Below are 26,136 nucleotides of genomic sequence, written 5' to 3' on the forward strand. Positions count from 1 at the left end.
TCACCCCGCCGGGGCGTCCATCAGCCGGCGGCGCAGCTGGCCGCAGGCGGCGTCCTGGTCGAGGCCGCGGCTGGCCCGCACGCTGACGGCGATGTGGCGCCGCTCCAGCTGGGCGCGGAAGGCCTCCACCGCCTCCGGAGCGGGGCGCCGGAAGTCCTCCTCGGCGATCGGGTTGTAGGCGATCAGGTTGACGTGGCTCTGGAAGCCCCGCAGCAGACGGGCCAGGGCATCGGCCTGGCGGGGATGGTCGTTGACGCCCCCCAGGAGGATGTACTCGAAGCTGACCCGCCGGCCGGTGATGGCCACGTAGTGGCGGCAGTCGTCCAGCAGCGCCTCGAGGGGATAGGTGTGGGCGGTGGGGATCAGCTCCTCCCGCAGGCGCTGGTCGGGGGCATGGAGGCTCACGGCCAGGGTGAACTGGGCCCGCCCCAGCCGCTCCAGGGCCCGCTCCGCCAGGGTGGGCAGGCTGCGTGGCACCCCCACCGTGCTGACGGTGATCTGGCGCTGGGCCATGCCCAGGTCGGTGCAGAGGCAGGCGATGGCCTCCAGCACCGCTTCGGTGTTCAGCAGGGGTTCGCCCATGCCCATGAACACCACGTGGGAGGGGCGCCGGTCCATGGCCTCGCGGATGCTCAGCACCTGGTCGACGATCTCGTGCACCGCCAGGGAGCGCTGCAGGCCCCCCTTGCCGGTGGCGCAGAAGCGGCAGGCCATGGGGCAGCCCACCTGACTGCTGACGCAGACCGTGAGTCGGTCGCCGCTGGGGATGCCGACGGTCTCGAGGCTGAGGTCATCGGCGGTGCCCAGCAGCAGCTTGGTGGTGCCGTCGCTGGCGTCGCTGCGGTGCAGCAGGGCCGAGCGGCCGATGCCGGTGCCGGCCGCCGCCAGGCCCTCGCGCCAGGCCTTGGGCAGCACCGTGATCGCGTCGAGGCTGCGGGCCCCCCTGGCGTAGATCCAGTCGTGCAGCTGCCGGCCCCGGAAGGCCGGCTGGCCCTGGTCACCGGCCCAGGCCTCCAGGGCCGCCTGGCCCATCCCCAGCAGGGGGGCAGGCCCGGCCATCAGGGCCAGATCAGCAGGCCGTGGCCCAGCTTCCACTCCACCGCCAGCAGGGCGATGAAGCCCAGCATGGCCACTCGGCCGTTGAGGCGCTCGGTGTGGGTGTGGAAGCCGAAGCGCGGCAGCCGGCGCACCGGCACGGGGGTGGTCCGGGAGGGGGCGGCAGGGGTGGCGACGGCGGGATCAGTCATCGCTGAGCAGTCCCTCCTCCTGCAGACCCTCGAGGGCGGCCGGATCGGCGATCAGCTCCTCCTCGAGGCCCTCCTCGGCGGTGGGACGGGCGAAGGCGGCGAAGCCGCTGGCGGCTGCTTCGATGCCGTGGCGGCTGCGGGTGGCCTCCAGATCCTCCTCGGAGGGGTCGTCCAGCACGGCGGCGGTGACCGCCGGGGCCGGCATTTCGACCGTGTAGTCGGGACGCAGGTTCTGGTTGCGGCGATAGCCGGCGGCCTCCTCCTCGAGGATGTCGGGGTGGGGCCCGGCCTCGGCGCGCAGCTCCTCCTCGAAGCCACCGAAACCGGTGCCGGCGGGGATCAGGCGACCGATGATCACGTTCTCCTTGAGGCCCCGCAGCCAGTCGCTCTTGCCCTCGATGGCCGCTTCGGTCAGCACCCGGGTGGTCTCCTGGAAGGAGGCCGCCGAGATGAACGAATCGGTGTTCAGGGAGGCCTTGGTGATGCCCAGCAGCACGGGGGTGAACTCGGCGGGGGCGCCGCCGGTGATGCCCATGGCGGAGTTCACCTGCTCCACCTGACGCAGCTCGATCAGCTCGCCGGGAAGCAGGGTGGTGTCACCGGCGTCCTCGATGCGGACCTTGCTGGTCATCTGGCGCACGATCACTTCGATGTGCTTGTCGCTGATCGAGACCCCCTGCGATTTGTAGACGTTCTGCACCTCCGTCACCATGCGGAACTGCAGCTTGGAGATCGCCTCCTGGGCCGCCTCCATGGTGGGCTTGCGGCTGCGCAGGTCCTCGAAGAAGCAGTCGAGCAGTTCGTGGGGGTTGATCGGTCCGTCGGTGAGCATCTCGCCGGCGCTCACCTGCTGGCCATCGGAGACCATCACGTTGCGGCCGAGCAGGATCGGGTACTCGGTGATGACGTCGTCCGTCTCGATCACCGACACGGTGATCGAATCGTCGTCCTCACCCTGCTTGATCTGCACGGTGCCGCTCTTGCGGCAGAGCACCGCCGATTCCCGCGGGCGGCGGGCTTCAAGCAGTTCCTCGATCCGGGGCAGACCCTGAACGATGTCGCCGGTCTTCTGACGCTCGAACACCAGCAGAGCCAGGGGATCGCCACGCTGCACGAGTTCGCCGTCCCGGACGTGCAGCACCGAATCGGGCGACACCATGTAGGGCCGGCCCAGACGGATGGTGAGGGTCTTGCCGTCGATGGCCTCCACCTGGCCGCAGCAGGGGGAGAGCACCCCGTCGGCGAGCACTTTGCCGTCGACGATGCGGTCGCCCACCGCCACCATCGGGGCGGCCGTGCCGAGATCGAGGCTGAGGGTGTCGTTGGCCCGTTCCACGATCAGGCGGCGGATCGGTTCACCGACGACGGGCTCGGGCAGTTGCACCACCCCGTCCCCGTTCTCCTTGCAGAGGATCTGGGTGGTGGCCACCACATCGCCCCGTTTGACGGTCATGCCGTCCTCCACCTGCAGTTCGGTGTGGGTGGAGCCGTGGCTGGCGTCGGAGAGGGTGTCGCGCCGCACCAGCAGGGTTTCCAGGATCACCAGCTGCAGCCGCTCGATGGTCTTGGCCCGCTTGTCGGCCACCGCCTCCACATCCACCGTCATCTGGGGGGTGGTGTCGAAGGTTTCCAGGATCAGCTGGGTGCGCAGCAGTTCCACCCCTTCCACCGACTTGATCAGCTCGCCGTCCTTGAAGGTGAGGCGCTGGGTGGCCTTCAGCCCCAGGGAGGGACCGCCGGTCTGTTTGACGGTGGACAGCTCGGGCAGGTGGGCGGCATCGGGAATGGCGTATTCCTCGACGGGGCGCAGCAGCAGGGCGCCGCCCTCGGGAGTGTCGACCTTCTCGACGAATTTCATCGCCTCGGCCTTGAGGCCGGGGGCGATCTCCTCGCCGGGGTTGACCATCTTGCCGTCCTCGCCATAGCGACCGAGCACCTTGGCATCGGAGACCAGGTGCAGCTCACCGGAGCGCACGATGATCTCCCGCAGGATGTCGTTCTTCTGGGTGACGGTGACGATGCCCGCGGTCTGGCTGAAGATGTCCTTCACCACCTCGGTGCCGGCCTCAATCCACTGGCCGTCCTCGATCATCAGCAGGGAGATGTCCTTGTTGATCTCGTGGGTCTCCTGGGGAATCCACAGCAGGGTGCCGCCCTTGCTCACCTCGAAACCGTGCTTGGCGGAGCGGGCCTTCTTGATCGAGAGACCGGGGGCGAACTTCACCATGCCACCGGTCTGGGTGCGGAAGCGGTCGTCGGTGAGTTCGGCGATCACCTCACCGGCGCCGATCTTGGTGCCGGGCTGGGTCTTGACCAGGTAGCGGGTGTTGTCCTTGCCCTCCAGGTGCCAGCTCTCGCCGGTGTGGCTGGATTCACCCACCAGCTTGCAGTCCTTGAGGGTGAGGCTGGCGGTGACGATCTGCACCTCGCGGGAATCGCCGGTGGACTCCCGCAGCCGCACGGCGCCGCCGTATTCGCTCTGCAGCCGGCTCTCGGCCAGCACATCGCCGGCGGTCACCGGCTTGTCGGTCTCGACGACGGGAAGGGCGTTGGGCGGCAGGTTGTAGACGTCGCCGCTGAACACCCACAGGCGCCCGAGACGCTGGGCCTTGTGGGTGATGTTGCCCTGGCGGTCGGTGACCTCCCGGGGCTGGATCACATCCTCGAAGCGCACCTGGCCGGGCAGGTCGCAGATGACATCCTTGGTGGCCTTCTCCACGCTCTTCTTCACCGCCGAGCCCGAGGAGATCTGGGCCAGGATGATGTCGTTGGCGACGGGATCGCCATCGGCCACGAACAGGATCGAGCCGTTGGTGATGTCGATCTTCTGCACCTTGCCCTTGCCCGAGGGCTTGAGGGTGAGGGTGAAGTCGGTTTCGGCCAGCTTGGCCTCGACGCCGTGGGGGGTGCGGTGGTCGCGGACCCGGGCCTTGGGCCCGAATTCCACTACGCCATCCACCAGCGAGCGCACCACGCCGGTCTCGGCCGTGGACACACCACCGGTGTGGAAGGTGCGCATGGTGAGCTGGGTGCCCGGTTCACCGATCGACTGGGCGGCGATGATGCCGACGGCTTCACCCAGGTCGACCAGTTCGTTGTGGGCCAGGGCCCAGCCGTAGCACTTGCGGCAGACCGAACGGGAGGCCTCGCAGGTGAGGGGCGAGCGCACCATCACGGTGGCGATCGCCGCCTTCTCGATGGCGGCCGAAATCGCCGGGTCGATCTCACCGTTGCGGTCGACGATGACGACGCCGTCGCTGTCGACGACGGGCTGGGCGGCCAGACGGCCCACCAGCTTGGTGCCGAAGCGGCCCCGTTCGTCGGCGTTGATGGGGATGAAGCGGTGGGTGCCGCAGTCCTCCTCCCGCACGATCACGTCCTGGGCCACGTCCACCAGACGGCGGGTGAGGTAGCCGGAGTCGGCGGTGCGCAGGGCGGTGTCCACCAGGCCCTTGCGGGCGCCGTAGGAGGAGATCACGTACTCGGTGACCGTGAGGCCCTCACGGAAGTTGGTGCGGATCGGCAGGTCGATGATCTCCCCCTGGGGGTTAGCCATCAGGCCGCGCATGCCCACCAGCTGACGCACCTGGGACATGTTCCCCCGGGCGCCGGAGTTGGCCATCATCCACACCGAGTTGAGTGGATCGTTGTCGTTGAAGTTGCGGCGCACGGCCGCCACCAGGCGCTCGTTGGTCTCGGTCCAGGTGTCGATCACCTTGGTGTGGCGCTCCACCTCGGTGATCTCACCGAGCCGGTAGCGCTCCTCGGTGGCCGTGATCTGCTCCTCGGCCTCCTCCAGCAGGACGGCCTTGTCGCCGGGGATGCGCAGGTCGTCGACCGAGATCGACACCGCCGCCTGGGTGGCGTAGTGGAAGCCCAGATCCTTCAGCTCGTCGGCCATCGCCGCGGTGGCCGCGGTGCCGTGGTGCTTGTAGGCCCAGGAGACCAGGTTGCGCAGCGCCTTCTTGTCGATGATCCGGTTGCGGAACGGCGGCGCCTGCTTGCTGAGGGCCGAGGCGGCGAGTTCGGCGGCGGCGGTGGCGGCCGCCAGTTCGGCGGCGGCCTTGGCGCTCTTCTTGCTGATCTTCTTGGCGGGGGTGGCGGTCATGGAGGCGCGCGATGGAGAAGGCTGGAGGGAATCGGAAGACACGGGGCGCGGGTCTCGGCCCGGCCGGTGGAACTCAGGAGGCGGCCACGGCGTCGATGATCGTGTGGTTGATGACGACCCGACCCACGGTGGTCAGCAGGTAGCGGCTGATCAGGGCGCCGTCCTCATCGAAGCGGTCGCGGCGGAACTTCCACTGCTCGACGCGGGTGCCATCCGTGAGGGTGTCGGTGGAGACGGGCTCGTTGTCCTCGTCGTCACTTTCCACCTCGCCGTTGAAGCGCACCCAGACCCAGTCGTGCAGGGTGAGGTGCTTCTCTTCGAAGGCGGCGATCACGTCCTCCAGGTCGGCGAAGGTGCGGGAACGGTCGCCGAAGGCGGGCTGCGCCTTCTCCCGGTCGACGGCGGTGAGGTAGTAGGCGCCGAGCACCATGTCCTGGGACGGGGTGATGATCGGCTCGCCGGTGGCGGGGGAGAGCACGTTGTTGCTCGCCAGCATCAGCATGCGGGCCTCCGTCTGGGCCTCGATCGCCAGGGGCACGTGCACGGCCATCTGGTCACCGTCGAAGTCGGCGTTGAAGGCGGGGCAGACCAGGGGATGGAGCTGGATGGCGCGGCCATCCACCAGCTTGGGCTCGAAGGCCTGGATGCCGAGCCGGTGCAGGGTCGGGGCCCGGTTGAGCAGGATCGGGTGCCCTTCGATCACTTCCTGCAGCACCTGCATCACCTCGTCGTCGGCGCGCTGAATCAGCTTCTTGGCCGCCTTGATGTTGTTGACGATGTTCTGGCGGATGAGGCGATGGATCACGAACGGCTGGAACAGCTCGATCGCCATCTCCTTGGGCAGGCCGCACTGGTGCATCTTCAGCTTGGGGCCCACCACGATCACGGAACGACCGGAGTAGTCGACCCGTTTGCCGAGCAGGTTCTGGCGGAAGCGGCCCTGCTTGCCCTCGATGATGTCGCTGAGCGACTTGAGGGCCCGGTTGTTGGCCCCCACCACGGTGCGGCCGCGGCGGCCGTTGTCAATCAGGGCATCGACGGCCTCCTGCAGCATCCGCTTCTCGTTGCGGACGATGATCTCGGGGGCGAGGATCTCCTGGAGGCGCGCCAGGCGGTTGTTGCGGTTGATCACCCGCCGGTAAAGGTCGTTGAGATCGCTGGTGGCGAAACGGCCGCCGTCGAGCTGCACCATGGGGCGCAGATCGGGGGGGATCACCGGGATCACATCCAGCACCATCCACTCGGGACGGGCGTTGGTGGCGATGAAGTTATCGATCACCCGCAGGCGCTTGATCAGCTTGGCCCGCTTCTGGCCCTTGGAGTTGTTGATGTCCTCGCGGAGCTGCTCGGCCTCCTTCTCGAGGTCGAGGTCCTCAAGCAGCTGCTTGAGGGCCTCGGCGCCGATGCCCACCATGGGCTCGTTCTCGATCTCGGAATCCTCGGCGAAGATCTGGTCCTCGATCTCCAGCCATTCGTCTTCGGTGAGCAGCTGCTTGTAGGTGAGGTCCTTGTGGTCACCCTTGTCGAGCACCACGTAGCAGTTGAAGTAGACGATCTGCTCGACGTCCCGCAGGGGCATGTCGAGCAGGATCGCCACATAGCTGGGGATGCCCTTGAGGTACCAGACGTGAGACACCGGAGCCGCCAGCTTGATGAAGCCCATGCGGTGGCGCCGCACCCGGCTCTCGGTGACTTCGACGCCGCAGCGCTCACAGACGATGCCGCGGTGCCGCACCCGCTTGTACTTGCCGCAGTGGCATTCCCAGTCCTTGGACGGGCCGAAGATCTTCTCGCAGAAGAGCCCGTCCATCTCGGGCTTGAGGGTGCGGTAGTTGATCGTTTCCGGCTTGGTGACCTCACCCACCACCTGTCCGTTGGGCAGCGTGCGCTGCCCCCACTGCATGATCCGCTCGGGGGAAGCGAGCGTGATCTTCACGTAGTCGAAGTGGTTTTCGGTGCGGAGGTTGCTGTTGGACATGGCGGGGACGCAGGGTGATCGAGAGAGACGGAGAAATCAGAGCCGGTGAATCAAGCGATCAGTCATCGTCGTAATCCGCGACACCGAGGGATTCGTAGGTGGGACGGCTGGGGGTGCTACGACGCGGGTTGACGTCCTGCATCAGGTCGACTTCCTCGCCGGCATCGGTGTAGACGGCGATGTCGAGGCCGAGGGACTGCAGCTCCCGCATCAGCACCTTGAACGACTCCGGCGTGCCCGGCCGGGGGATGGGCTTGCCCTTGACGATGGCGTTGAGGGCCTCGTTGCGGCCCTGCATGTCGTCGGACTTGACGGTGAGCAGCTCCTGCAGGGTGTAGGCGGCGCCGTAGGCCTCCAGGGCCCACACCTCCATCTCCCCGAGTCGCTGGCCGCCCTGCTGGGCCTTGCCGCCCAGGGGCTGCTGGGTCACCAGGGAGTAGGGGCCGGTGGAGCGGGCGTGGATCTTGTCGTCCACCAGGTGCACCAGCTTGAGGATGTGGGCGTAGCCCACGGTCACCGGCTGGTCGAAGGGTTCGCCGCTGCGGCCATCGATCAGCTGAATCTTGCCGGGGTTGGCGGGGTTGTAGACCCAGTCCTTGCCGGGCAGCTTGGCGGCTTCCTCGAGGTAGGCCTGCACCGTCTGCTTCGACTTCTCGGGGCCGTACATCTCATCGAACGGCACCACCTTGACGCGGCAGTCGAGGTGGGAGGAGGCCCAGCCCATCAGGCACTCGAACACCTGGCCCACGTTCATGCGGCTCGGCACCCCCAGGGGGTTGAGCACGATGTCGATGGGGGTGCCGTCGGGCAGGTAGGGCATGTCCTCCCGGGGAAGGATGCGGCTGATGATGCCCTTGTTGCCGTGGCGGCCGGCCATCTTGTCGCCCACCTGGATCTTGCGGCGCTGGGCCACGTAGACCCGCACGACCATGTTCGCGCCCGGCGGCAGTTCGTCGCCCTGCTCGCGGGTGTAGATGCGCACGTCGACCACCCGGCCCCGTTCGGTGCTGGGCACCCGCAGGGAGTTGTCGCGCACGTCGCGGGCCTTCTCACCGAAGATGGCGCGCAGCAGCTTCTCTTCCGGCGGCTGATCCGACTCGCCCTTGGGGGTCACCTTGCCCACCAGGATGTCGCCGGATTCGACATACGCGCCAATGCGGATGATGCCCATCTCATCGAGGTGGCCCAGGCTCTCCTCGGCCACGTTCGGGATTTCCCGGGTGATCTCCTCGGGACCGAGCTTGGTCTGGCGGGCTTCGATCTCGTACTTCTCGATGTGCACCGAGGTGTAGAGGTCGTCCTGGACCAGTCGGTCGCTCACCAGGATGGCGTCCTCGTAGTTGTAGCCCTCCCAGGGCATGTAGGCGATCAGCACGTTCTGGCCGAGGGCGATCTCGCCGCCTTCGCAGGCGGAGCCGTTGGCCAGCACCTGGCCGGCGATCACCGGATCGCCCTGGCGGACGATCGGCCGCTGGTTGAGGCAGGTGTCCTGGTTGGAGCGCTGGTACTTCTGCAGGAAGTGGGTGTGGTCGCGGCCCTGGTCGTCACGGATGACGATGGCGGTGGCATCGACGAAGGAGACGGTGCCGTTCACCTTGGTGATGGGCACCATGCCGGAGTCGCGGGCAACCTGGGTTTCCAGGCCGGTGCCCACCAAGGGCCGTTCGGGGCGCAGGAGGGGCACGGCCTGGCGCTGCATGTTCGAGCCCATCAGGGCCCGGTTGGCGTCGTCGTGCTCGAGGAAGGGGATCAGGGAGGTGGCCACCGAGATCACCTGCACCGGTGACAGCTGGACGTAGTCCACCTGCTCGGGGGGCACCTTCTCGAAGTCCTGGCGGTAGCGCACCGGCACCAGATCGACGGTGATGCGTCCGGTGGCGTCGGTCGGCACGTCACCCGGGGCCACCCGGCACTCGTCTTCGAGGTCGGCGGAGAGGTAGAGGGGATCGCCCTGCTTGAGGACGATGCCGTTCTCGACGCGCCAGAAAGGGGTTTCGATGAAGCCGTACTCGTTCACCCGGGCGTGGGTGGCAAGCGAGCCGATCAGGCCGGCGTTGGGTCCTTCGGGGGTCTCGATCGGGCAGATGCGGCCGTAGTGGGAGGGGTGGATGTCGCGCACGGCGAAGCCGGCCCGCTCCCGGGTGAGGCCGCCGGGGCCGAGGGCGCTGATGCGGCGCTTGTGGGTCAGCTCGGCCAGGGGGTTGGTCTGGTCCATGAACTGGCTCAGCTGGCTGGAGCCGAAGAACTCCTTGACCGCCGCCACCAGGGGTTTGGGGTTGACCAGCTGGGCGGGGGTGAGGGATTCGGTCTCGCCGACGGTCATCCGTTCCTTGATGATCCGCTCCAGGCGGTTAAGGCCAACGCGGACCTGGTTCTGCAGCAGCTCGCCCACCGAGCGCACCCGGCGGTTGCCCAGGTGGTCGATGTCGTCGAGGCAGGCGCCGCCCACATCGAGCTCCAGGTTGATCAGGTAGTCGATCGTGGAGAGGACGTCCTCGGCGGTGAGGGTGCGCACCGCATCGGGGATGGTGAGACGCAGCTTCTTGTTGATCTTGTAGCGACCCACCCGGCCCAGGTCGTAGCGCTTGGGATCGAAGAAGCGGCTGTGCAGCAGTTGCTGGCCGCCGCTCACCGAGGGGGGTTCACCGGGACGCAGCTTCTTGTAGAGCTCCAGCAGGGCCTGGTCTTCCGAGGAGATGCCCTCCTCGTTGGAGGCCTCGATCGACTTCTGGTAGTACTCCGGGTGCCGCAGCTTGTCGAGGACGTCGTTGTCGGACAGGCCGATGGCCCGCATCAGCACGTGGGCGTTGATCTTGCGGGTCTTGTCGACGCGCACGTGCAGCAGGTCGTTCTTGTCGGTCTCGAACTTGAGCCAGGCGCCCCGGTTGGGGATCAGGCTGGCGTTGAAGGTCTTGCGGCCGTTCTTGTCCTGCTCGTCCTTGAAGTAGACGCCGGGGCTGCGGACGATCTGGTTGACGATCACCCGCTCGGCGCCGTTGATGATGAAGGTGCCGCGCTCGGTCATCAGGGGAAGCTCCCCGATGAAGACCTCCTGCTCCTTGATCTCACCGGTCTCCTTGTTGACCAGGCGGCAGGTGACGTACATCTGGGAGGCGAAGGTCGCATCGCGACGCTTGGCCTCTTCCACGTCGTGGCGAGGGCGTTTCAGGCGATACTGATCGCCGATGAAATGCAGCTCCAGCTTGCCGGTGTAGTCGGTGATCGGGGAGAAGCTGTCCAGCTCCTCGATCAGGCCCTTCTCCAGGAACCATTTGAAGCTCGCCCTCTGTACCTCCACGAGATCGGGAAGGTAAGTGACGGTCTTGGCGACCTGGATCGCGCTGCTCATGCGGTGAACCTGCAGGAACGAGGTGGTGGGGCGGACCTGGACGGGGACGGACGGCGGGACGGGCCATGCCAACAGGCGCTCAGCCGAAACGTCCGCCCCTGGAACAGGGACGAACGATCCGGCGGGGGCGCTTACAGGGCTCGCTGCTGGTTTGCCGACTCAATTGATGCCGTCGTGGACAAAAGGAGCGCTTCCGCTTCCAGGCCAATAAGACATCATACAACCTGGAGGGGCAGCCTAAAAAGACGGGCCGCATTGGCAGTGGTGGTCGTCGCCACCTCGTGGAGCGTCTCGCCCCGGAGTTCGGCCACCCGGGCGGCCACCGAAGCCACGTAGGCGGGCTCGTTGCGCTTGCCGCGGCGGGGCACCGGCGCCAGGAAGGGGCAGTCGGTCTCGACGAGGTAGCGGTCGGCCGGCACCAGCCGGGCGCATTCATGGATGGGCTCGGCCCTGGGGAAGGTGACCGTGCCGCTGAAGCTGATGAACATCCCGAGTTCGAGGAAGCCGGCCATCTCCTCGGGGGTGCCCCCCCAGCAGTGCATAACCCCACGGGGGCAGCGGCCCTCAGACTCGCGCCGGCGCAGCTCGGCGAGCATCGGTTCGGCCGCATCCCGGCAGTGGATGATCACCGGCAGATCCAGGGCCACCGCCAGGTCCAGCTGGGGCCCCAGGGCCGCCAGCTGCTCGTCGAGGTTCGTGGCCTTGAAAAGATCAAGACCCAGTTCGCCGATCGCCACCACCCGGTCGTCGGAACGGGCCGCCGCCTCGAGGGTGGCGGCGGTGTCGCCATGCCAGTGCTGGGTGTCGAGGGGGTGGACCCCGACGGCATAGCGCAGTTCGGGGAAGCGATCGGCCAGGGCCCGGATCGCCGGAATCTCCGCCGGCTCCACGCAGGCATGGACCAGCGCCTTCACCCCCGCCTCACGCCAGCGGCCGGCCACCTCGTCGAGATCCGCCTCGAAGTTGCGGAACACGATGTGGCAGTGGCTGTCGACCAGGGATGGGGCGGCCTGCTGGGAGCTCACGGCCATGGGGAGGGCTTCAGGCGCTGGTGCTGCCGGCGGCGGGCTCGAGCACCTTCTTCACCGCCACGCTCAGACGCGACTTCTGGTTGGCGCCGGTGTTGCGGTGCACCACACCCACCTTGACCGCCTTGTCGATCTTGCTGAAGGCGGCGCTCATGCTGGACTGGACAGCGGCCTTGGCCTCCTCGCCGGGCTGCTGGCCATAGGCGCTGCAGGCGGTGAGGCAGCGCTTCATCAGGGTGCGCAGGGCGGACTTGTAGGTGCGGTTGCGCAGGCGATTGCGTTCGGCGATCTCGATGCGCTTCTTCGAAGACTTGTTATTGGCCACAGGCGTAGGGGCGCTGACTCGGCAAACGCGGATCCTACCGTGTGGGCCCCGGCCGTTTCCAGGCCCTAGTTTCAAGGCAGCCCTCCGCCTCCGGCACAGCCCCGTGGTCGCTTCCACCCCAACCGGCAGCAGCCCTGCCGGCACCACCCCCGCCCGTGCCGTCGCCCCTGCCGCCACCGGTGACGCCGATGGAGTCCGGCCGGCGCTGCGGATCACCTGCCTGCGGGACCGCCAGCGGGCCGGCGAACGGCTCGAAGCGATCGCCGCCCGCACCGAGGGTGGCCGGATGCGCGAGGAGGAGGCGCGGGTCGCGGCGATCCTGGCCGAGGTGCGGGAGCGCGGCGACGCGGCCCTGCTCGACTTCAGCGAGCGCTTCGACGGCCTGCGGCCCGATCCCCTGCGGGTGCCCCCCGAGCGGCTGGCCCAGGCCTGGCACGACTGTCCCGAACCCCTGCGCCGGGCCCTCGACCTGGCCCACGACCGGATCCTGGAGTTCCACCGCCGCCAGATGCCGGCGGATCTGGCCGTGACCGGCCCCCATGGCGAGCGGCTGGGGCGCCGTTGGCGCCCGGTGCAGCGGGCGGGGATCTACGTCCCCGGCGGCCGGGCCTCCTACCCCAGCACGGTGCTGATGAATGCGATTCCCGCCCGGGTGGCGGGTGTGGAACGGCTGGTGATGGTCACCCCGCCCGGCGCCGGCGGCGAGCCGAACGCCACCGTTCTGGCCGCCGCCCACCGCGCCGGGGTGGAGGAGGTCTACCGGGTGGGGGGCGCCCAGGCGGTCGGGGCCCTGGCCTACGGCACCGAAACGATCCCTGCGGTCGATGTGATCAGCGGCCCCGGCAACCTCTACGTGACCCTGGCCAAGAAGGCGGTCTACGGGACGGTGGGCATCGATTCCCTGGCCGGCCCCAGCGAGGTGCTGGTGATCGCCGACCACACCGCCCGGCCCGCCCAGGTGGCCGCCGACCTGATGGCCCAGGCGGAGCACGATCCCCTGGCGGCGGCGATCCTGATCACCACCAGCGAGGCGCTGGCCGCGGCCGTGCCGGCCGCCATCGAAGCCCAGCTGGAGCGGCACCCCCGGGCCGCCATCACCCTGCAGGCCCTCAACGACTGGGGCCTGATCGTGGTCTGCGACGATCTCACCGAGGCGGCGGCCCTCAGCGACCGGTTCGCCCCGGAGCACCTCGAGCTGCTGGTGGACGATCCCGAATCCCTGGCGGATCGGATCACCCATGCCGGCGCCATCTTCCTCGGCCCCTGGTCGCCCGAGGCGGTGGGCGACTACCTGGCCGGCCCCAACCACACCCTGCCCACCTCGGGCACCGCCCGGTTCGCCGGCGCCCTCAGCGTCGAGACCTTCCTGCGCCACACCAGCCTGATCCACTTCAACCGGGCGGCCCTGGAGGCCACCGGTCCGGCGGTGGTCACCCTGGCCGAGAGCGAGGGGCTGCACAGCCACGCCGAATCGGTGCGCCAGCGGCTCGGGGCCCCGGACAGCTGAGCGAACCGCTGCTCATCCGCCTGCGGAGGGCGGGAGCTTCCAGCCGGGCAGGTCCTCCGCCGGCATCGGCCGGGCGATGACGAACCCCTGGGCCAGTTCACAGCCCATCGCCCGCAACGCCTGCAGGTGCTCAGGCGTCTCCACCCCTTCGGCCACGCAGGTGCGGCCGAAGGCATGGGCCAGATCCACCACGGCCTTGACGATGGCCCGATCGGCGGGGTCCACCAACATCCTGGCCACGAACGAGCGGTCGATCTTGATCGTGGAGATCGGCAGCCTGCGCAGGTAGGTGAGCGAGGAGTAGCCGGTGCCGAAGTCGTCGAGGGCAAAGCTCACACCCAGCTCGCGGCAGTGGGCGATGTTCTGGGCCACCTGCTCCAGATCCTCCAGGGCGGCTGTTTCCAGCACCTCCAGCCTCAACGCCGAGGCAGGCAGATCGGGATGGCGGGCCAGGGCCGCGCCGATCCGCTCCGCGAAACCTGGATCGCGCAGCTCCCGGGCCGACATGTTCACGCTCACCGCCACAGCCAGCCCTGCCCGCATCCAGGCGGAGCAGTGGCGCAGGGCCTGCTCCAGCACCCAGTCTCCGAGGCGGCTGATCTCCGGTTGATCCTCGATCCAGCCCAGCCAGGCCTCCGGCAACAGCAGCCCCTGCTGGGGGTGCTGCCAGCGCACAAGGGCTTCGGCAAAGCACAGCTGCCCGGTGGCCAGATCGATCACCGGCTGCACGAACAGGCGCAGCTGCTGCTCTTCGATCGCCTGGCGCACCCGCTCCAGACGGAAGCGCTGCAGCGACTGGCGCCGTTCCAGCTCCACGTCGAAGTGGTGCATCCGCCCCGGACCATCTCGCTTGGCGGCATACATGGCCTGGTCGGCCTGGCGCAGCAAGGTATCCGGATCGGCATCGTCGGGAGGCACCAGCCGGAAGCCGATGCTGGTGCTCAAGGCCACGCAGAGCGTCTCGCCGATGAGCGTGGGCTCGGCCACCGCGCTGAGCAGCTGTTCCCCCAGCGACTCCAGCTCGGCCAGGCTGCTGAGGCCGGGAAGGATCACCACAAATTCGTCCCCCCCCAGCCTGCCCACCGTGTCGCCGGGTCGCAGGCAACGGCAGAGGCGCTCGGCGACGGCCACCAGCAACTGGTCTCCGACGGCATGGCCGTGGCTGTCATTGATGGGCTTGAAGTTGTCCAGATCGAGGTAGCCCACCGCCAGGTGGGTGCCGTTGCGCCTGGCCCGCTCCAGCTCCTCGCCGAGACGCTGACTCAGCAGGGAGCGATTGGGCAGGCGAGTGAGCGGATCCTCGTAGGCCAGCTGACGCAGTTGCTGGTCAATCAGACGACGTTCGAATCCCTGGGCGAAGCCGCTCACCACGATCGAGAGCACGGCCACTTCCTGCTCGCTCCAGCGGCGGCAGCCGCGGATGTGGTCAAAGCCCGCGAACCCCTCCAGCTCGCCTCGCCGCACCAGGGGAAGAACCAGCAGCGACTGAATGCCCTGGGAGCTGAGATGGGCACGCTCGGCATCGGCCCCGACGGGGAGATCGACCAGCGACTCGAGATTGATCGCCCGCCCCGCCCGCATTTCCCCCATCAACCAGGCGATGGACACCTCCGACACGTGCTGGAGATGCTGGACCTGCGGTTCCACCCCGGGCGCGCACCATTCGTGGGTGTTGCTGGCGAAACCCGGATAGCGCGTCAGGGAGAACACATAGGCCCGATCCACATCGAACAGGCCGCCGATGGACGCCAGGGTGCGATCAATCGTGGCGTCCAGTTCACTCGTGGGCTCGACGATGAACGCCTCTGCCGTCTCCGCCAGAAGCTGGAGCAGCGGCTTGCTGAGGTCGCCGTGGGGCACCGCTCGCCCAGCCCACAGAGGATCGCCCCATTCTGGGGGCCAACCGCCAGGCAGCCCAGCAGAAGAGCCGCTCAGCGCCTCGCCAAGTCGCGCACCCCGGCCTCGCCGTCCACGACCTCACCCACCAGCACCTGATCGGCGAGGTTCACGAACAGCCCGTTCTCGAGCACCCCGGGGATGTTGTTGATCGTTGCCTCCAGGGCGGCGGGATCGTCGATGCCCCCGTCGAAGGCCACATCCAGCACCAGATTGCCCTGGTCGGTGACCACCGGACCGGCCTTGCGCACGGCCATGCGCAGCTCGACGCGGCTGCCCATGGCAGTGAGTTCATCCCGCACCTGGCGCCAGGCCCCGGGCAGCACCTCCACCGGCAGCAGGAAGCCCAGGTTGAGGCGCTCCACCAGTTTGGTGGCATCCACCACCACCACGAAGCGGTCGGCCCGGCGGGCCACCAGCTTCTCCTGCACGTGGCAGGCCCCACCCCCCTTGATCAGCTGGAAGGAGGGATCCACCTCATCGGCGCCGTCGATGGCCAGATCGATGCGCTGCACGGCGTTCAGCGTCTGCAGGGGGATGCCCAGCTCGGCGGCCAGCACCTCCCCCTGGAAAGAGGTGGTGACCCCGACGATGCCGCTGAGTTCGCCCTGCTGCAGCTTGCGGCCGAGGGCCCGGATCATCAGGGCCGCCGTGGAGCCCGAGCCCAGCCCCACCACCATGCCGTCACGGATCTGATCCACCGCCGCCGTGGCCACGGCCTCCTTCATTCGGTCCTGAAGATCGGACATCGGGGTCTGCCGGAAATGGCGCAGACCGTAGCAAGGGGGACAGTCCAGCCCCCCCTGGCTCCTAGCCCGCCTGGGGCAGGGCCGCCGGCCGGATCGAGAGCTGCAGCTCCCGCTGGCCGCGCACCACTTTCAGCGGCAGGGGCTGTCCCACCTGGGACCGCTCCACCTGCTGGAGCAGGGCCGAGGGGGTATTGACCGGCTGGTCGGCGATGGCCACCACCAGGTCGCCGCGGTGCAGCCCGGCCGCCTCCGCCGGGCTTTCCGGCAGCACCCGCTGCACCAGGGCGCCGTCCCGCTCGGGGAGCTGCAGCAGGGCATCCGGATCTTTGTTGTTGTCGCGGGCCATCCGGGCCGTGAGCGGCACCAGCTGGAGGCCGAGGTAGGGGTGAACAACGCTGCCACCCTCGCCGAGCTGGTCGGCCACCTTCTTGGCCAGGTTGATGGGGATGGCGAAGCCCAGGCCGGCCCCCGGGCCGGAGCGCACCAAGGTGTTGATGCCGATCACCTCGCCGGCGGCGTTGATCAGGGGGCCACCGGAGTTGCCCGGATTGATGGCTGCATCCGTCTGGATCAGGTCGAGGCGCTTGTCGGCGAAGCCCAGGCTGTTGATGTCCCGATGCAGGCTGCTGACGATCCCCAGGGTGACGGTGCGCTCGAGGCCGTAGGGGCTGCCCAGGGCGATGGCCCAGTCGCCCACCTCCAGGGCCTCGGAATCCCCCAGGGGGGCGGCGCTCAGGCTGCCCTGGCCGGTGAGGCGCACCACCGCCAGGTCGGTCACCGGGTCGGTGCCCACCACGGTCCCGTCCAGCTGGCGGCCATCGGCCAGGGTGACGGTGACCCGGTCCACGCTGTCGACCACGTGGGCGTTGGTGAGCACCAGGGCGCGGCGGCTGTCGATCACCACCCCCGAGCCCTGGCCGCGTTCGCGCGTGCTGCCGGAGGGATCGCCGAACAGATCCCGCAGCAGGGGATCCAGCAGGGCCGGATCGAACGGGGGCCGGGCCACGTTGCGCTCGGTGTCGATCCGCACCACCGCCGGCCCCACCCGCCGGGCCGCGTCGGCCACGAAGCTGTGGGGGGTCAGGAGCGGGGGGGCCTCCTCGAGGGCCGCCGCCGGCAGGGGCAGGGCGGCGAACACCAGCAGCAGGGCCACCGCCATCAGGCCCCGCAGCCGCCGGAGCAGGGAAGACAGGGGGAAGGGACGTTGCATCAGGGGAGGCTAGGGCCGTCGCATGGCGCCCAGCGCAGCAACCGCTGCCCCAGGACGCCGTCGTCCCCCAGCGCCAGCCAGCGCCCGCCGGGATCGGCCGGCCGCCCCAGGGGACAGGGCTGCACGGGCCCGAAGCTGCGCAGGGTGGAAGGACAGCCCAGCAGGGGCACCGCCGGGCGCCCGGGCAACCCCGCCTGCCAGTGCTGGTGGACGTGGCCGAAGACCAGCCCCCGCAGGGCGGCCACCGGCCGCAGCAGATCCAGCAGGGCCTCACCGTCCCGCAGGCGGATCGCATCCATCTCGGCATCGCCGATCGGCACCGGGGGATGGTGCACCGCCACCACCAGGGGCCGCTCCCCATCGGCCGATCCGGCGGCCAGGCGGCGCCGCGCCCAGTCCAGCTGGAGCCGGCCCAGCTCGCCGGCTGTGTCGCCACTGCGGTGGCTGTCGAGCAGCAGCAGCTGCCCGCTGCCGCAGCGGATCAGGGCCGGAGCCACCACGGCGCGGCGCCCCAGGTCGGCCCGCAGCAGGGCGGGGTGGTCGTGGTTGCCCGCCAGCAGGGCCACCGGCAGCGGGAATTCCTGCAGCAGCTCCCCGAGGCGGGCGTACCCGCCCCAGCTCTCGTCATCGCAGAGATCGCCGCTGATCAGCAGCAGATCAGGGGCCTCGCCGGCGCTGCGGAGCTGGCCGAGGGCCTCGCGGAGCCCGTGGCGGAGCAGGGCCAGCGCCGGCCGGCCGTGGCAGCGACCGGCGGGATCGGCGAGCAGATGGGGATCGCTGAGTTGAAGAATTCGCATCGGAGACGGCTCCGGCCGGCCCGGGGCGGGACCACGCGACCTGAATCGGCTTAACTTTGCCCCCACTCCTCCCCGAGGCCATGGCCCCGATCCCCCCCGGCACGCGGCAGCGCTGCACCCTCTGCAAGGTGGAGATCCAGGGGATGGCCGGAGGCAACGACCTGGTCCACTTCAGCCAGGGGGCCCCGGGCAGCCGCGCCAAGCTCTGGGCCCGGGTGTGTCAGTACCTGCGCACGCCCGACCAGTGCGGCCAGTGCCTCAACCAGGACCTCAGCCTGCGGGGCGAAGTCACCGCCAACGACTACTACGCCGAGGCTCCCATCCTGGAGATTCCGAGGCCACCGGAGGCCAATCCTCTAGGGTGAATTGGTGCCCGCCGGGCCTCACCCTTGTTCCGCACGGCCTTCCCCCTGACGGGAGGCAGCCTGGCGGTTGGGGGCAGTGAACACTGCAGCGCGCGGCGGACCATCCCGCCAGCGGGAGACCTCTCCCTACGCCGCCCGTCCTTGCCCCATCCCCTCACTGACGACCTGGAGACGCTGGCTCGGCCGGTGGTCGAGGCGGCGCATCTCCAGGTGCAGTCGGTCGAGGTGCTGGCCCACCGCATCCCCCTGACGGTCGTCGTGCGGGTGCAGCGGGCCGACGGGAGCGATGTCAATCTCGATGAGTGTGCCGCCGTGAGCGGTCCCCTCGCCGAGGCCATCGAGGCCTCCGGGCTGCTGACGATGGCCTACGTCCTGGAGGTGAGCAGCCCCGGCATCGGGGAGGATCTCCACTCCGACCGGGATTTCGTCAGCTTCCGGGGCTTTCCGGTGGAGGTGATCCGCCGGGACGCTGACGGTGCAGAAGTGCGGCGAATGGGCCTCCTGCTCGGCCGCGATGCCGAAGTGGTGCAGCTCAACGAGCGCGGCCGCATCCTGCGCATCCCCCGCGACGACGTGCTGCGGGTGCGGCTCACCCAGGCGCCTCCCGATTCCTGAACCGCTCGGTTCACCCCCCGTTCCCTTTCCTGCCCCCACGCCCCCGAGTTCATGGCCCTGGTTCTGCTCCCCGGTCTCAACAACCTGATCGAGGACATCAGCGACGAGAAGAAGCTGGCTCCCCAGGTGGTGGAGGCGGCCCTGCGGGAGGCGCTGCTGAAGGGCTACGAGCGTTACCGCCGCACCCTTTATCTGGGCATCAGCGAAGACCCCTTCGAAGAGGACTACTTCAGCAACTTCGATGTGGCCCTCGATCTGGAGGAGGAGGGCTACCGGGTGCTGGCCAGCAAGATCATCGTCGAGGAGGTGGAGAGCGACGACCACCAGATCGCCATCGAGGAAGTGCGCCAGGTGGCGGAGGACGCCCAGATCGGCGACACGGTGGTGCTGGATGTGACCCCGGAGAAGGACGACTTCGGCCGCATGGCCGCATCCACCACCAAGCAGGTGCTGGCCCAGAAGCTGCGGGACCAGCAGCGCCGCATGATCCAGGAGGAATTCGCCGACCTGGAGGATCCGGTGCTCACCGCCCGGGTGATCCGGTTCGAGCGTCAGAGCGTGATCATGGCCGTCAGCAGCGGCCTGGGCCGGCCGGAGGTGGAGGCGGAACTGCCCCGCCGCGACCAGCTGCCCAACGACAACTACCGCGCCAACGCCACCTTCAAGGTGTTCCTCAAGGAGGTCAGCGAGGTGCCCCGCCGCGGTCCCCAGCTGTTCGTCTCCCGGGCCAATGCGGGCCTGGTGGTCTATCTGTTCGAGAACGAAGTGCCCGAGATCCAGGAGGGTTCGGTGCGGATCGTCGCCGTGGCCCGTGAGGCCAACCCCCCCTCCCGCGCCGTCGGCCCCCGCACCAAGGTGGCCGTCGACAGCGTCGAACGGGAAGTGGATCCGGTGGGGGCCTGCATCGGTGCCCGCGGCTCCCGCATCCAGCAAGTGGTGAACGAACTGCGGGGCGAGAAGATCGACGTGATCCGCTGGTCCCCGGACCCGGCCCAGTACCTGGCCAACTCCCTCAGCCCGGCGCGGGTGGAGATGGTGCGCCTGGTGGATCCCGAAGGGCACCACGCCCATGTGCTCGTGCCCCACGATCAGCTGAGCCTGGCCATCGGCCGGGAGGGCCAGAACGTGCGCCTGGCGGCCCGCCTCACCGGCTGGAAGATCGACATCAAGGATGCCCAGGAGTACGACCAGGTCAGCGAGGACGAGAGGGTGGCGACCCTGATCGCCCAGCGCCAAGAGGAGGAGGCCCTGCAGGCCGAGGCCGAGGCCCGTCTGGAGGCCGAACAGGCCACCCGCGCCGAGGAGGACGCCCGCCTGCGGGAGCTCTACCCCCTGCCGGAAGACGATGAGTCCTACGGCGAGGGTGATGGCGAGGAAGGCGTAGAGGGCGGCGAGGACGTCGCCCCATCCGAAGCCGAGGCGGACGACCAGCCGGAGCCCCCCATCGACGAGGCCGTCGACGAGGCCACCGAGGAGACCCCTGGCGAGGACGTCCGGTGACGGCGCCGACCGGGCGGCCGGTGCTGCGGCGCTGCGTCTCCTGCCGCCGCCTGTGCGACCGCACCCAGCTCTGGCGTGTGGTGCGCCAGGCCGACGGGACGGTGAGCCTGGATGGGGGGATGGGCCGATCGGCCTATCTCTGCCCGCAACCGAGCTGCCTGGAGGAAGCCCGCCGCCGTCGCCGTCTCCAGCGCGGCCTGCGCTGCGCCGTCAGCGAGGCCATCCTCGCCAGCCTCGAGGCACGTCTCGAGCGATCGGCCCCGCGACCTCTGAGGCAAGATGAACCATGGTCGCCACGTGCGTGCGGCCCCGGGGTCCTTTCGGCCCCACCGTACGGAGACCTTTCTGAATGACCAGCAGCGGCAAAGTGAGAATCTACGAGCTGTCGAAGGACCTGGGCCTGGACAACAAGGACGTGCTCGATGCCGCCGAGAAGCTCTCCATTGCGGCCAAGAGCCACAGCAGCTCCATCAGTGATGACGAGGCCTCCCGGATCCGTTCCCTGATCGCTGTGACCGTCACCACCCCGTCACCGGCACGGCCCGAACCGCCGGCGCCCACCCCCCCGGCCAAGGCGATCCTGGCGGTGAAGAAGGCCGCTCCGGCTCCGGTGAGCGCCCCCAGGGCCAGCGCTGCGTCCCCAGCTCCGGCCAACGCCGCTTCAGCCGCCGCACCCCCGGCTCCCCCCGCCAGCCGGCCCCCCGCGCCCCGCCCGGTGGCCGCTACTTCGCCACCGGCCCCGGCCCCGTCCCGCCCCGAGCCCCCGGCGGCGCGGCCCAGGCCCGCTGGGGCCCCGGCACCCGCCCCGGCGCGCCCACGGCCTGTCGAGGCCGGCAAACCGGCCGGCCGGCCGCCCACGATCATGGGCAAACCCGCCGCCGCACCCCCGGCCTCCGGCCCGGCGGCGACGCCGCCCTCCCCCGGCGGCCCACCGGCCCGACCGGTCCCGGCGGCACCCGCCCGCCCGGCCTCCGTGGCCCCACCGGCCAAGCCCCTGGCGGCACCGAAGCCCACCAGTCCGGCCCCGGTCAACCGCACCTCCCAGCCCCCGGTCCGGGTCGCCTCGCCCCAGCGTCCCCCGGCCCCGGCTCCGGGCCGGCCCGTCCAGGCCGGCACCCCGACCCGGCCGCCCGCCACCCGGCCCCAGCTCGTCGGGCGGCCACAGCCCGGCCAGGGCGGCCCCACCAGCAGCCGGCCCGCCCCACCCTCGGCCCGTCCCCAACGGCCCGGTGCCCCGGCACCGATCCGTCCCGGCAGCGCCGGCGCCAGGGCCGGCTCGGCCCCAGGACGGCCCGGCCCCACCCCGCTCGAACTGGTCGGCAAGCCGATCCGCCGCGACTCGGCGGGTCCCGGCACCTCGGCCCCGGGTCGTCCGGCGGCCCCCGGCCGCCCGGGCATCCCCGCGGGGATGCGCAAGCCGATGGCCCCCGGCGAGCTGATGCAGCTCCAGAAGCCCACCGGTCGCCCCACCGCTCCGCCGCCGCGCCGGCCCGACCGCAGCGAAGGCGGCACCGAGGCCGGTGGTGAGACGGAGGGCGTCACCCGCCCGACCGCCACCCCGCCGGCGGCCCCCCGCCGCCCCGGCTTCCGGCCGCCCACGCCGGCCGGCGCCCGTGCCCCCGGTGCCCGGCGGCCCGACTGGGACGACAGCGCCAAGCTCGAGGCCCTGCGCAGCCGCACCCCGCAGAAACAGCGCACCAAGGTGCACATCATCGGCGAAAACGATGATGCCCTCACCGCCGAAACCGGCGGCTACGCCGGCGAGCAGGAAGCCCTGGTGCTCCAGGCCAGCCTGGCCCGCCCGGCCAAGCCCCGCTCCGCTCCTGGCACCGCTGCCAAGCCCACGGTGGCCGTGCGCAAGCGCAAGAAGGAGACCACCCGCCAGCGCCAGCGGCGCCGGGCGATGGAGCTGCGGGCCTCCCGCGAAGCCAAGGCCCAGCGGCCCGAGATGCTGATCGTGCCGGAGGGCAACCTCACGGTGCAGGAGCTGGCCGACCGCCTCGGCGTGGAGAGCTCCGAGATCATCAAATCCCTGTTCTTCAAGGGGATCAGCGCCACCGTCACCCAGACCCTCGACCTGCACACGATCGAGACGGTGGCCGAGGAGTTCGGCGTGCCCGTCCTCGAGGACGACGTCGAGGCCGCGGCCAAGAAGACCGTGGAGATGATCGAGGAGAGCGACAGGGCGCACCTGATCCGGCGCCCGCCCGTGGTGACCGTGATGGGCCACGTCGACCACGGCAAGACGAGCCTGCTCGACGCCATCCGCAAGACCCGCGTGGCGGCCGGGGAAGCCGGCGGCATCACCCAGCACATCGGCGCCTACCAGGTCGATGTGCCCCACGGCGACGAGCACCGCAAGATCACCTTCCTCGACACCCCGGGCCACGAAGCGTTCACCGCCATGCGGGCCCGCGGCACCAAGGTCACCGACGTGGCGGTGCTGGTGGTGGCCGCCGATGACGGCGTCCGTCCCCAGACCCTGGAGGCGATCAGCCACGCCCGCGCCGCCGAGGTGCCGATCGTGGTGGCGATCAACAAGATCGACAAGGAAGGGGCCCAGCCCGACCGGGTCAAACAGGAGCTCTCCGGTCTCGATCTGGTGGCCGAGGACTGGGGCGGCAACACCGTCATGGTCCCCGTGAGCGCCATCAAGGGGGAGAACATCGACAAGCTGCTGGAGATGATCCTGCTGGTCACCGAAGTGGAGGACCTGCAGGCCAACCCCGACCGGATGGCCCGCGGCACGGTGATCGAGGCCCACCTCGACAAGGCCAAGGGTCCGGTGGCCACCCTGCTGATCCAGAACGGCACCCTCAAGGCCGGCGACGTGCTGGCGGCCGGTCCGATCCTCGGCAAGGTGCGGGCGATGGTCGACGACACCGGCAAGCGGGTGAAGCAGGCCGGCCCGTCGAGCGCCGTGGAGGCCCTGGGCTTCAGCGAGGTGCCCACCGCCGGCGACGAGTTCGAGGTCTACGCCGATGAGAAGAGCGCCCGGGCGGTCGTCGGCGACCGGGCCACCGAGGCCCGGGCCACCCGCCTGGCCCAGCAGATGGCCTCCCGAAGGGTGTCCCTGGCGTCGATGTCGGGCCAGGCCAGCGAAGGCGAGCTCAAGGAGCTCAACCTGATCCTCAAGGCCGATGTGCAGGGCAGCGTCGAGGCGATCCTCGGATCCCTTGAGCAGTTGCCCCAGGAGGAGGTTCAGGTGCGGGTGCTGCTGTCGGCACCGGGCGAGATCACCGAAACGGACGTCGACCTGGCGGCCGCCTCGGGCGCCGTGATCGTGGGCTTCAACACCTCGATGGCCTCCGGTGCCAAGCGCGCCGCCGATGCCACCGGGGTGGATGTGCGCGATTACGACGTCATCTACAAGCTCCTGGAGGACATCCAGATGGCCATGGAGGGCCTGCTGGAGCCCGAGATGGTGGAGGAGAGCCTGGGCGAGGCGGAGGTGCGGGCCGTGTTCACGATCGGCAAGAGCGCCGTGGCCGGCTGCTACGTCACCAACGGCAAGCTGCAGCGCAACTGCCGCATCCGCGTCCACCGCGGCAAGGAGCTCGTCTACGAAGGCGACCTCGACTCGCTGCGGCGCAACAAGGACGACGTCAAGGAGGTGGCCACCGGCTTCGAATGCGGCATCGGCTGCGATCGGTTCACCGGCTGGCAGGAGAAGGATCGGGTCGAGGCCTTCAAGCTGGTCACCCAGCGCCGGACCCTCAGCACCTGATCCCGTGACGCCCCGCGGCGAGCCGCTGCTCTGGCTCCAGCTGATCGCCCTCGGGGTGCTGCCGCTCGAGGCGTTGCTGCTGCTGCTGATCCTGGCCGGGAGCGACCCGGGCCCCCTGCCGGGCCTGGAGCGGCTGCTCTGCTGGGCGATCGGCGCCCTGGCCCCCTCCCTGCTGCTGGCCCGCCGTCCCGCCGACGTCTGGTCGCTGCTGCTGCTGCAGACCCCGCTGCGGGGCCGCCGGGAGCTGCAGCGGCGGCTGAGCCGGCTCCAGGCGGCCCCGGGGCTGGCCCTGGCCACCGCCGGAGGCGCCGCCCTCGCCCTGCCCCTGCTGTGGTGGATCGATGGCCATGCCGCCGTGGCCGCGCCCCTCACCCCCTTCGCCTCCTGCCCGCGCCTGGTGGCCCTGCTGCTGGCGGCCCTGCTGCTGGTGGTGATGCTGTGGCAGTGGCAGCAGCTGATCCAGTCCCTGTGGCTGCTGAGCCGCAGCCCCGAGGTCGTGGCCGCCACCCGCCCCCTCAGCCTGGAGGAACTGGAGCAGCAGCGCCTCTGCCTGGGCCTGCCCCTGCTGCTGCCCGAGCCCCTGAAGCTGGCCGAGGCGGTGATGCCGCCCGAAGCGACGCCGCCAGAAGAAGCCCAGGAGCCACCCCCAGCCCAGTCGCCACCGGAAGCGCAGACGCCTGAGCCGCCACCGGAAACCCAGGCGCCCGAGGTCCCAGACGCCGAGCCCTCAGCCGTCGAGCCCTCAGCTGTCGGAGCGGTTGCGGTCGAACCAGAGCAGCCCCCCGAAGAGGCCGAAGGCGCCGACCTGGATCAGGAGATCGGCTGAGGCCACCTCAGAGCCGGCGGAGGCCCGCAGGGCCATGGTGGCCAGACCCAGCCCGGCGGAGGCCACCAGGGCGAACCACAGGGCCCGCCTGAGCCCCCGCCAGGGCGTCCTCGCTTCGTTGAGCAGACGCTGGCGCAGCGCCGGATCCAGGGATCTGTTCGGGTCGGATCCCATGGAGTGGTGCCCAGCAGGTGGTGATCCGACGAATGCTAATTTCTTGGCCGATGCCGGTGTAGCTCAGGGGTAGAGCAACTGATTCGTAATCAGTAGGTCGTCGGTTCAAATCCGATCACCGGCTTCTTCGCTCCCCTCGCTCCCGTTGCCAGCCGGCGGTCCTGAGCCTTCCGACGCGCCCGCTTGCGGCGACGGGATCTCCCCACCATCGTTGGCCACTCCAGCGCTGCCCTGAACGGCCATGGATGATCTGAAGGCCCGGCATGAACGGCTGCTTGAGAGCCACCACGGGGCCCTCTGCTTGGCCGCCGAACGCCTGCTGGCGGAGCCGGCATGGTCGCTGGCGACGACGGCCCTGCTGCTGCAGGCCGCAGGCCAGGACCGCAGCCAGGTGGTGGCCGTCGGGGACCTGGGACGCTGGATCGAGCATCTCGGGCCGGATCTGGATGCCTTCGTGCGGCTGCGACGCCGGGGGGTCGACGTGGGCGAGGCCTATGCCCGCTGCCGCGCCCTCGAGGGGGAGACTTTCCTGGGCGCCTGGAAGGGCCTGGAGGGTCAGCGGCCCCTGGTCAGCCACGACGACCTCAACCAGTTCGCCGTGCTGTCACAGCAGGGGTTTGCGCGATCACCCCGAAACCTGCTGGTGGTGGTGAACTGGGGCGAACGGGTGACGGCGTTCCTGGTGGCCTGCGATCGCCAGAGAAAACGGTCATCACCCGCCGGGACGGGCTGAAG

At 69.8% G+C, this 26,136-nt stretch carries 19 protein-coding genes, 1 tRNA gene and 1 pseudogene; 9 read left to right on the forward strand and 12 right to left on the reverse strand.

Annotated features, from left to right (window positions below; all coding sequences use genetic code 11):
• The 7 genes from rlmN to rpsT all read right to left on the reverse strand — a co-directional run bounded on the left by rlmN (position 1) and on the right by rpsT (position 12,035).
• Positions 1-1,059: a dual-specificity RNA methyltransferase RlmN gene (gene rlmN / locus H6G99_RS07380; RefSeq protein ID WP_190610775.1), complete on the reverse strand. Its 1,059-nt coding sequence runs from the start codon at positions 1,057-1,059 to the stop codon at positions 1-3.
• A complete protein-coding gene (locus H6G99_RS07385) occupies positions 1,059-1,247 on the reverse strand; it encodes a CAB/ELIP/HLIP family chlorophyll-binding protein (RefSeq protein WP_190610777.1) in 189 nt (62 codons plus the stop codon). Before H6G99_RS07385 ends, rlmN begins: the two co-directional genes overlap by 1 nt.
• Positions 1,240-5,355, reverse strand: coding sequence for a DNA-directed RNA polymerase subunit beta' (locus H6G99_RS07390; RefSeq protein WP_094585531.1), 4,116 nt, complete (start codon positions 5,353-5,355; stop codon positions 1,240-1,242). Before H6G99_RS07390 ends, H6G99_RS07385 begins: the two co-directional genes overlap by 8 nt.
• A 73-nt stretch (positions 5,356-5,428) precedes the next feature.
• Positions 5,429-7,333, reverse strand: coding sequence for a DNA-directed RNA polymerase subunit gamma (locus H6G99_RS07395; RefSeq protein ID WP_190610779.1), 1,905 nt, complete (start codon positions 7,331-7,333; stop codon positions 5,429-5,431).
• 58 nt (positions 7,334-7,391) lie between these two features.
• On the reverse strand, positions 7,392-10,682 hold the full coding sequence (gene rpoB / locus H6G99_RS07400; protein ID WP_094585529.1) for a DNA-directed RNA polymerase subunit beta: 3,291 nt from the start codon (positions 10,680-10,682) through the stop codon (positions 7,392-7,394).
• A 215-nt stretch (positions 10,683-10,897) separates the two neighbouring features.
• Complete coding sequence (locus tag H6G99_RS07405) at positions 10,898-11,713, reverse strand: TatD family hydrolase (protein ID WP_094585528.1); 816 nt, start codon at positions 11,711-11,713, stop codon at positions 10,898-10,900.
• 10 nt (positions 11,714-11,723) lie between these two features.
• Complete coding sequence (rpsT, locus tag H6G99_RS07410; RefSeq protein ID WP_190610780.1) at positions 11,724-12,035, reverse strand: 30S ribosomal protein S20; 312 nt, start codon at positions 12,033-12,035, stop codon at positions 11,724-11,726.
• A 205-nt stretch (positions 12,036-12,240) separates the two neighbouring features.
• On the opposite strand from rpsT, the gene hisD reads away from it, so the two are divergent.
• Positions 12,241-13,542: a histidinol dehydrogenase gene (hisD, locus tag H6G99_RS07415; protein ID WP_094585642.1), complete on the forward strand. Its 1,302-nt coding sequence runs from the start codon at positions 12,241-12,243 to the stop codon at positions 13,540-13,542.
• Between the two features lie 12 nt (positions 13,543-13,554).
• Here the strand turns inward: hisD and H6G99_RS07420 are convergent, their stop codons facing one another.
• From H6G99_RS07420 to H6G99_RS07435, 4 genes are all read right to left on the reverse strand, one after another.
• Complete coding sequence (locus H6G99_RS07420; protein ID WP_094585526.1) at positions 13,555-15,402, reverse strand: putative bifunctional diguanylate cyclase/phosphodiesterase; 1,848 nt, start codon at positions 15,400-15,402, stop codon at positions 13,555-13,557.
• 71 nt (positions 15,403-15,473) lie between these two features.
• Positions 15,474-16,187, reverse strand: a complete 714-nt coding sequence (rpiA, locus tag H6G99_RS07425) for a ribose-5-phosphate isomerase RpiA (protein ID WP_094585525.1) — start codon at positions 16,185-16,187, stop codon at positions 15,474-15,476.
• A gap of 61 nt (positions 16,188-16,248) precedes the next feature.
• Positions 16,249-17,397, reverse strand: coding sequence for a trypsin-like peptidase domain-containing protein (locus H6G99_RS07430; RefSeq protein WP_094585524.1), 1,149 nt, complete (start codon positions 17,395-17,397; stop codon positions 16,249-16,251).
• Positions 17,397-18,194: a metallophosphoesterase gene (locus tag H6G99_RS07435; protein ID WP_094585523.1), complete on the reverse strand. Its 798-nt coding sequence runs from the start codon at positions 18,192-18,194 to the stop codon at positions 17,397-17,399. Before H6G99_RS07435 ends, H6G99_RS07430 begins: the two co-directional genes overlap by 1 nt.
• A gap of 80 nt (positions 18,195-18,274) precedes the next feature.
• On the opposite strand from H6G99_RS07435, the gene nblD reads away from it, so the two are divergent.
• From nblD to H6G99_RS07465, 6 genes and pseudogenes are all read left to right on the forward strand, one after another.
• Positions 18,275-18,559, forward strand: a complete 285-nt coding sequence (gene nblD / locus H6G99_RS07440; RefSeq protein WP_190610782.1) for an NblD family protein — start codon at positions 18,275-18,277, stop codon at positions 18,557-18,559.
• Between the two features lie 141 nt (positions 18,560-18,700).
• Positions 18,701-19,174: an LSm family protein gene (locus tag H6G99_RS07445; RefSeq protein ID WP_094585521.1), complete on the forward strand. Its 474-nt coding sequence runs from the start codon at positions 18,701-18,703 to the stop codon at positions 19,172-19,174.
• 51 nt (positions 19,175-19,225) lie between these two features.
• A complete protein-coding gene (gene nusA, locus H6G99_RS07450) occupies positions 19,226-20,674 on the forward strand; it encodes a transcription termination factor NusA (protein WP_190610783.1) in 1,449 nt (482 codons plus the stop codon).
• Positions 20,671-20,922 (forward strand): annotated as a pseudogene (locus tag H6G99_RS07455) (YlxR family protein); the annotation flags it as partial. The gene nusA and the pseudogene H6G99_RS07455, both read left to right, overlap by 4 nt.
• A 101-nt stretch (positions 20,923-21,023) precedes the next feature.
• Positions 21,024-24,401: a translation initiation factor IF-2 gene (gene infB, locus H6G99_RS07460; protein ID WP_190610785.1), complete on the forward strand. Its 3,378-nt coding sequence runs from the start codon at positions 21,024-21,026 to the stop codon at positions 24,399-24,401.
• A 4-nt stretch (positions 24,402-24,405) separates the two neighbouring features.
• Complete coding sequence (locus H6G99_RS07465) at positions 24,406-25,227, forward strand: low-complexity tail membrane protein (RefSeq protein WP_190610787.1); 822 nt, start codon at positions 24,406-24,408, stop codon at positions 25,225-25,227.
• On the opposite strand, the gene H6G99_RS07470 is transcribed toward H6G99_RS07465, so the two are convergent.
• Positions 25,144-25,401 carry a DUF3493 domain-containing protein gene (locus tag H6G99_RS07470; RefSeq protein ID WP_094587216.1) on the reverse strand — a complete coding sequence of 86 codons (258 nt, stop codon included), beginning with the start codon at positions 25,399-25,401 and terminating at the stop codon, positions 25,144-25,146. The genes H6G99_RS07465 and H6G99_RS07470 overlap by 84 nt on opposite strands.
• A gap of 52 nt (positions 25,402-25,453) precedes the next feature.
• On the opposite strand from H6G99_RS07470, the gene H6G99_RS07475 reads away from it, so the two are divergent.
• Together H6G99_RS07475 and H6G99_RS07480 are read left to right on the forward strand one after the other, a co-directional pair.
• A tRNA-Thr gene (locus H6G99_RS07475) sits at positions 25,454-25,525 on the forward strand.
• Positions 25,526-25,642: 117 nt separating this feature from the next.
• Positions 25,643-26,134, forward strand: a complete 492-nt coding sequence (locus tag H6G99_RS07480) for a hypothetical protein (protein ID WP_190610789.1) — start codon at positions 25,643-25,645, stop codon at positions 26,132-26,134.
• Positions 26,135-26,136: the final 2 nt, after the last annotated feature.

Source organism: Synechococcus sp. FACHB-909 (genome assembly GCF_014698945.1).
Taxonomy (GTDB): Bacteria; Cyanobacteriota; Cyanobacteriia; order PCC-6307; family Cyanobiaceae; genus Cyanobium.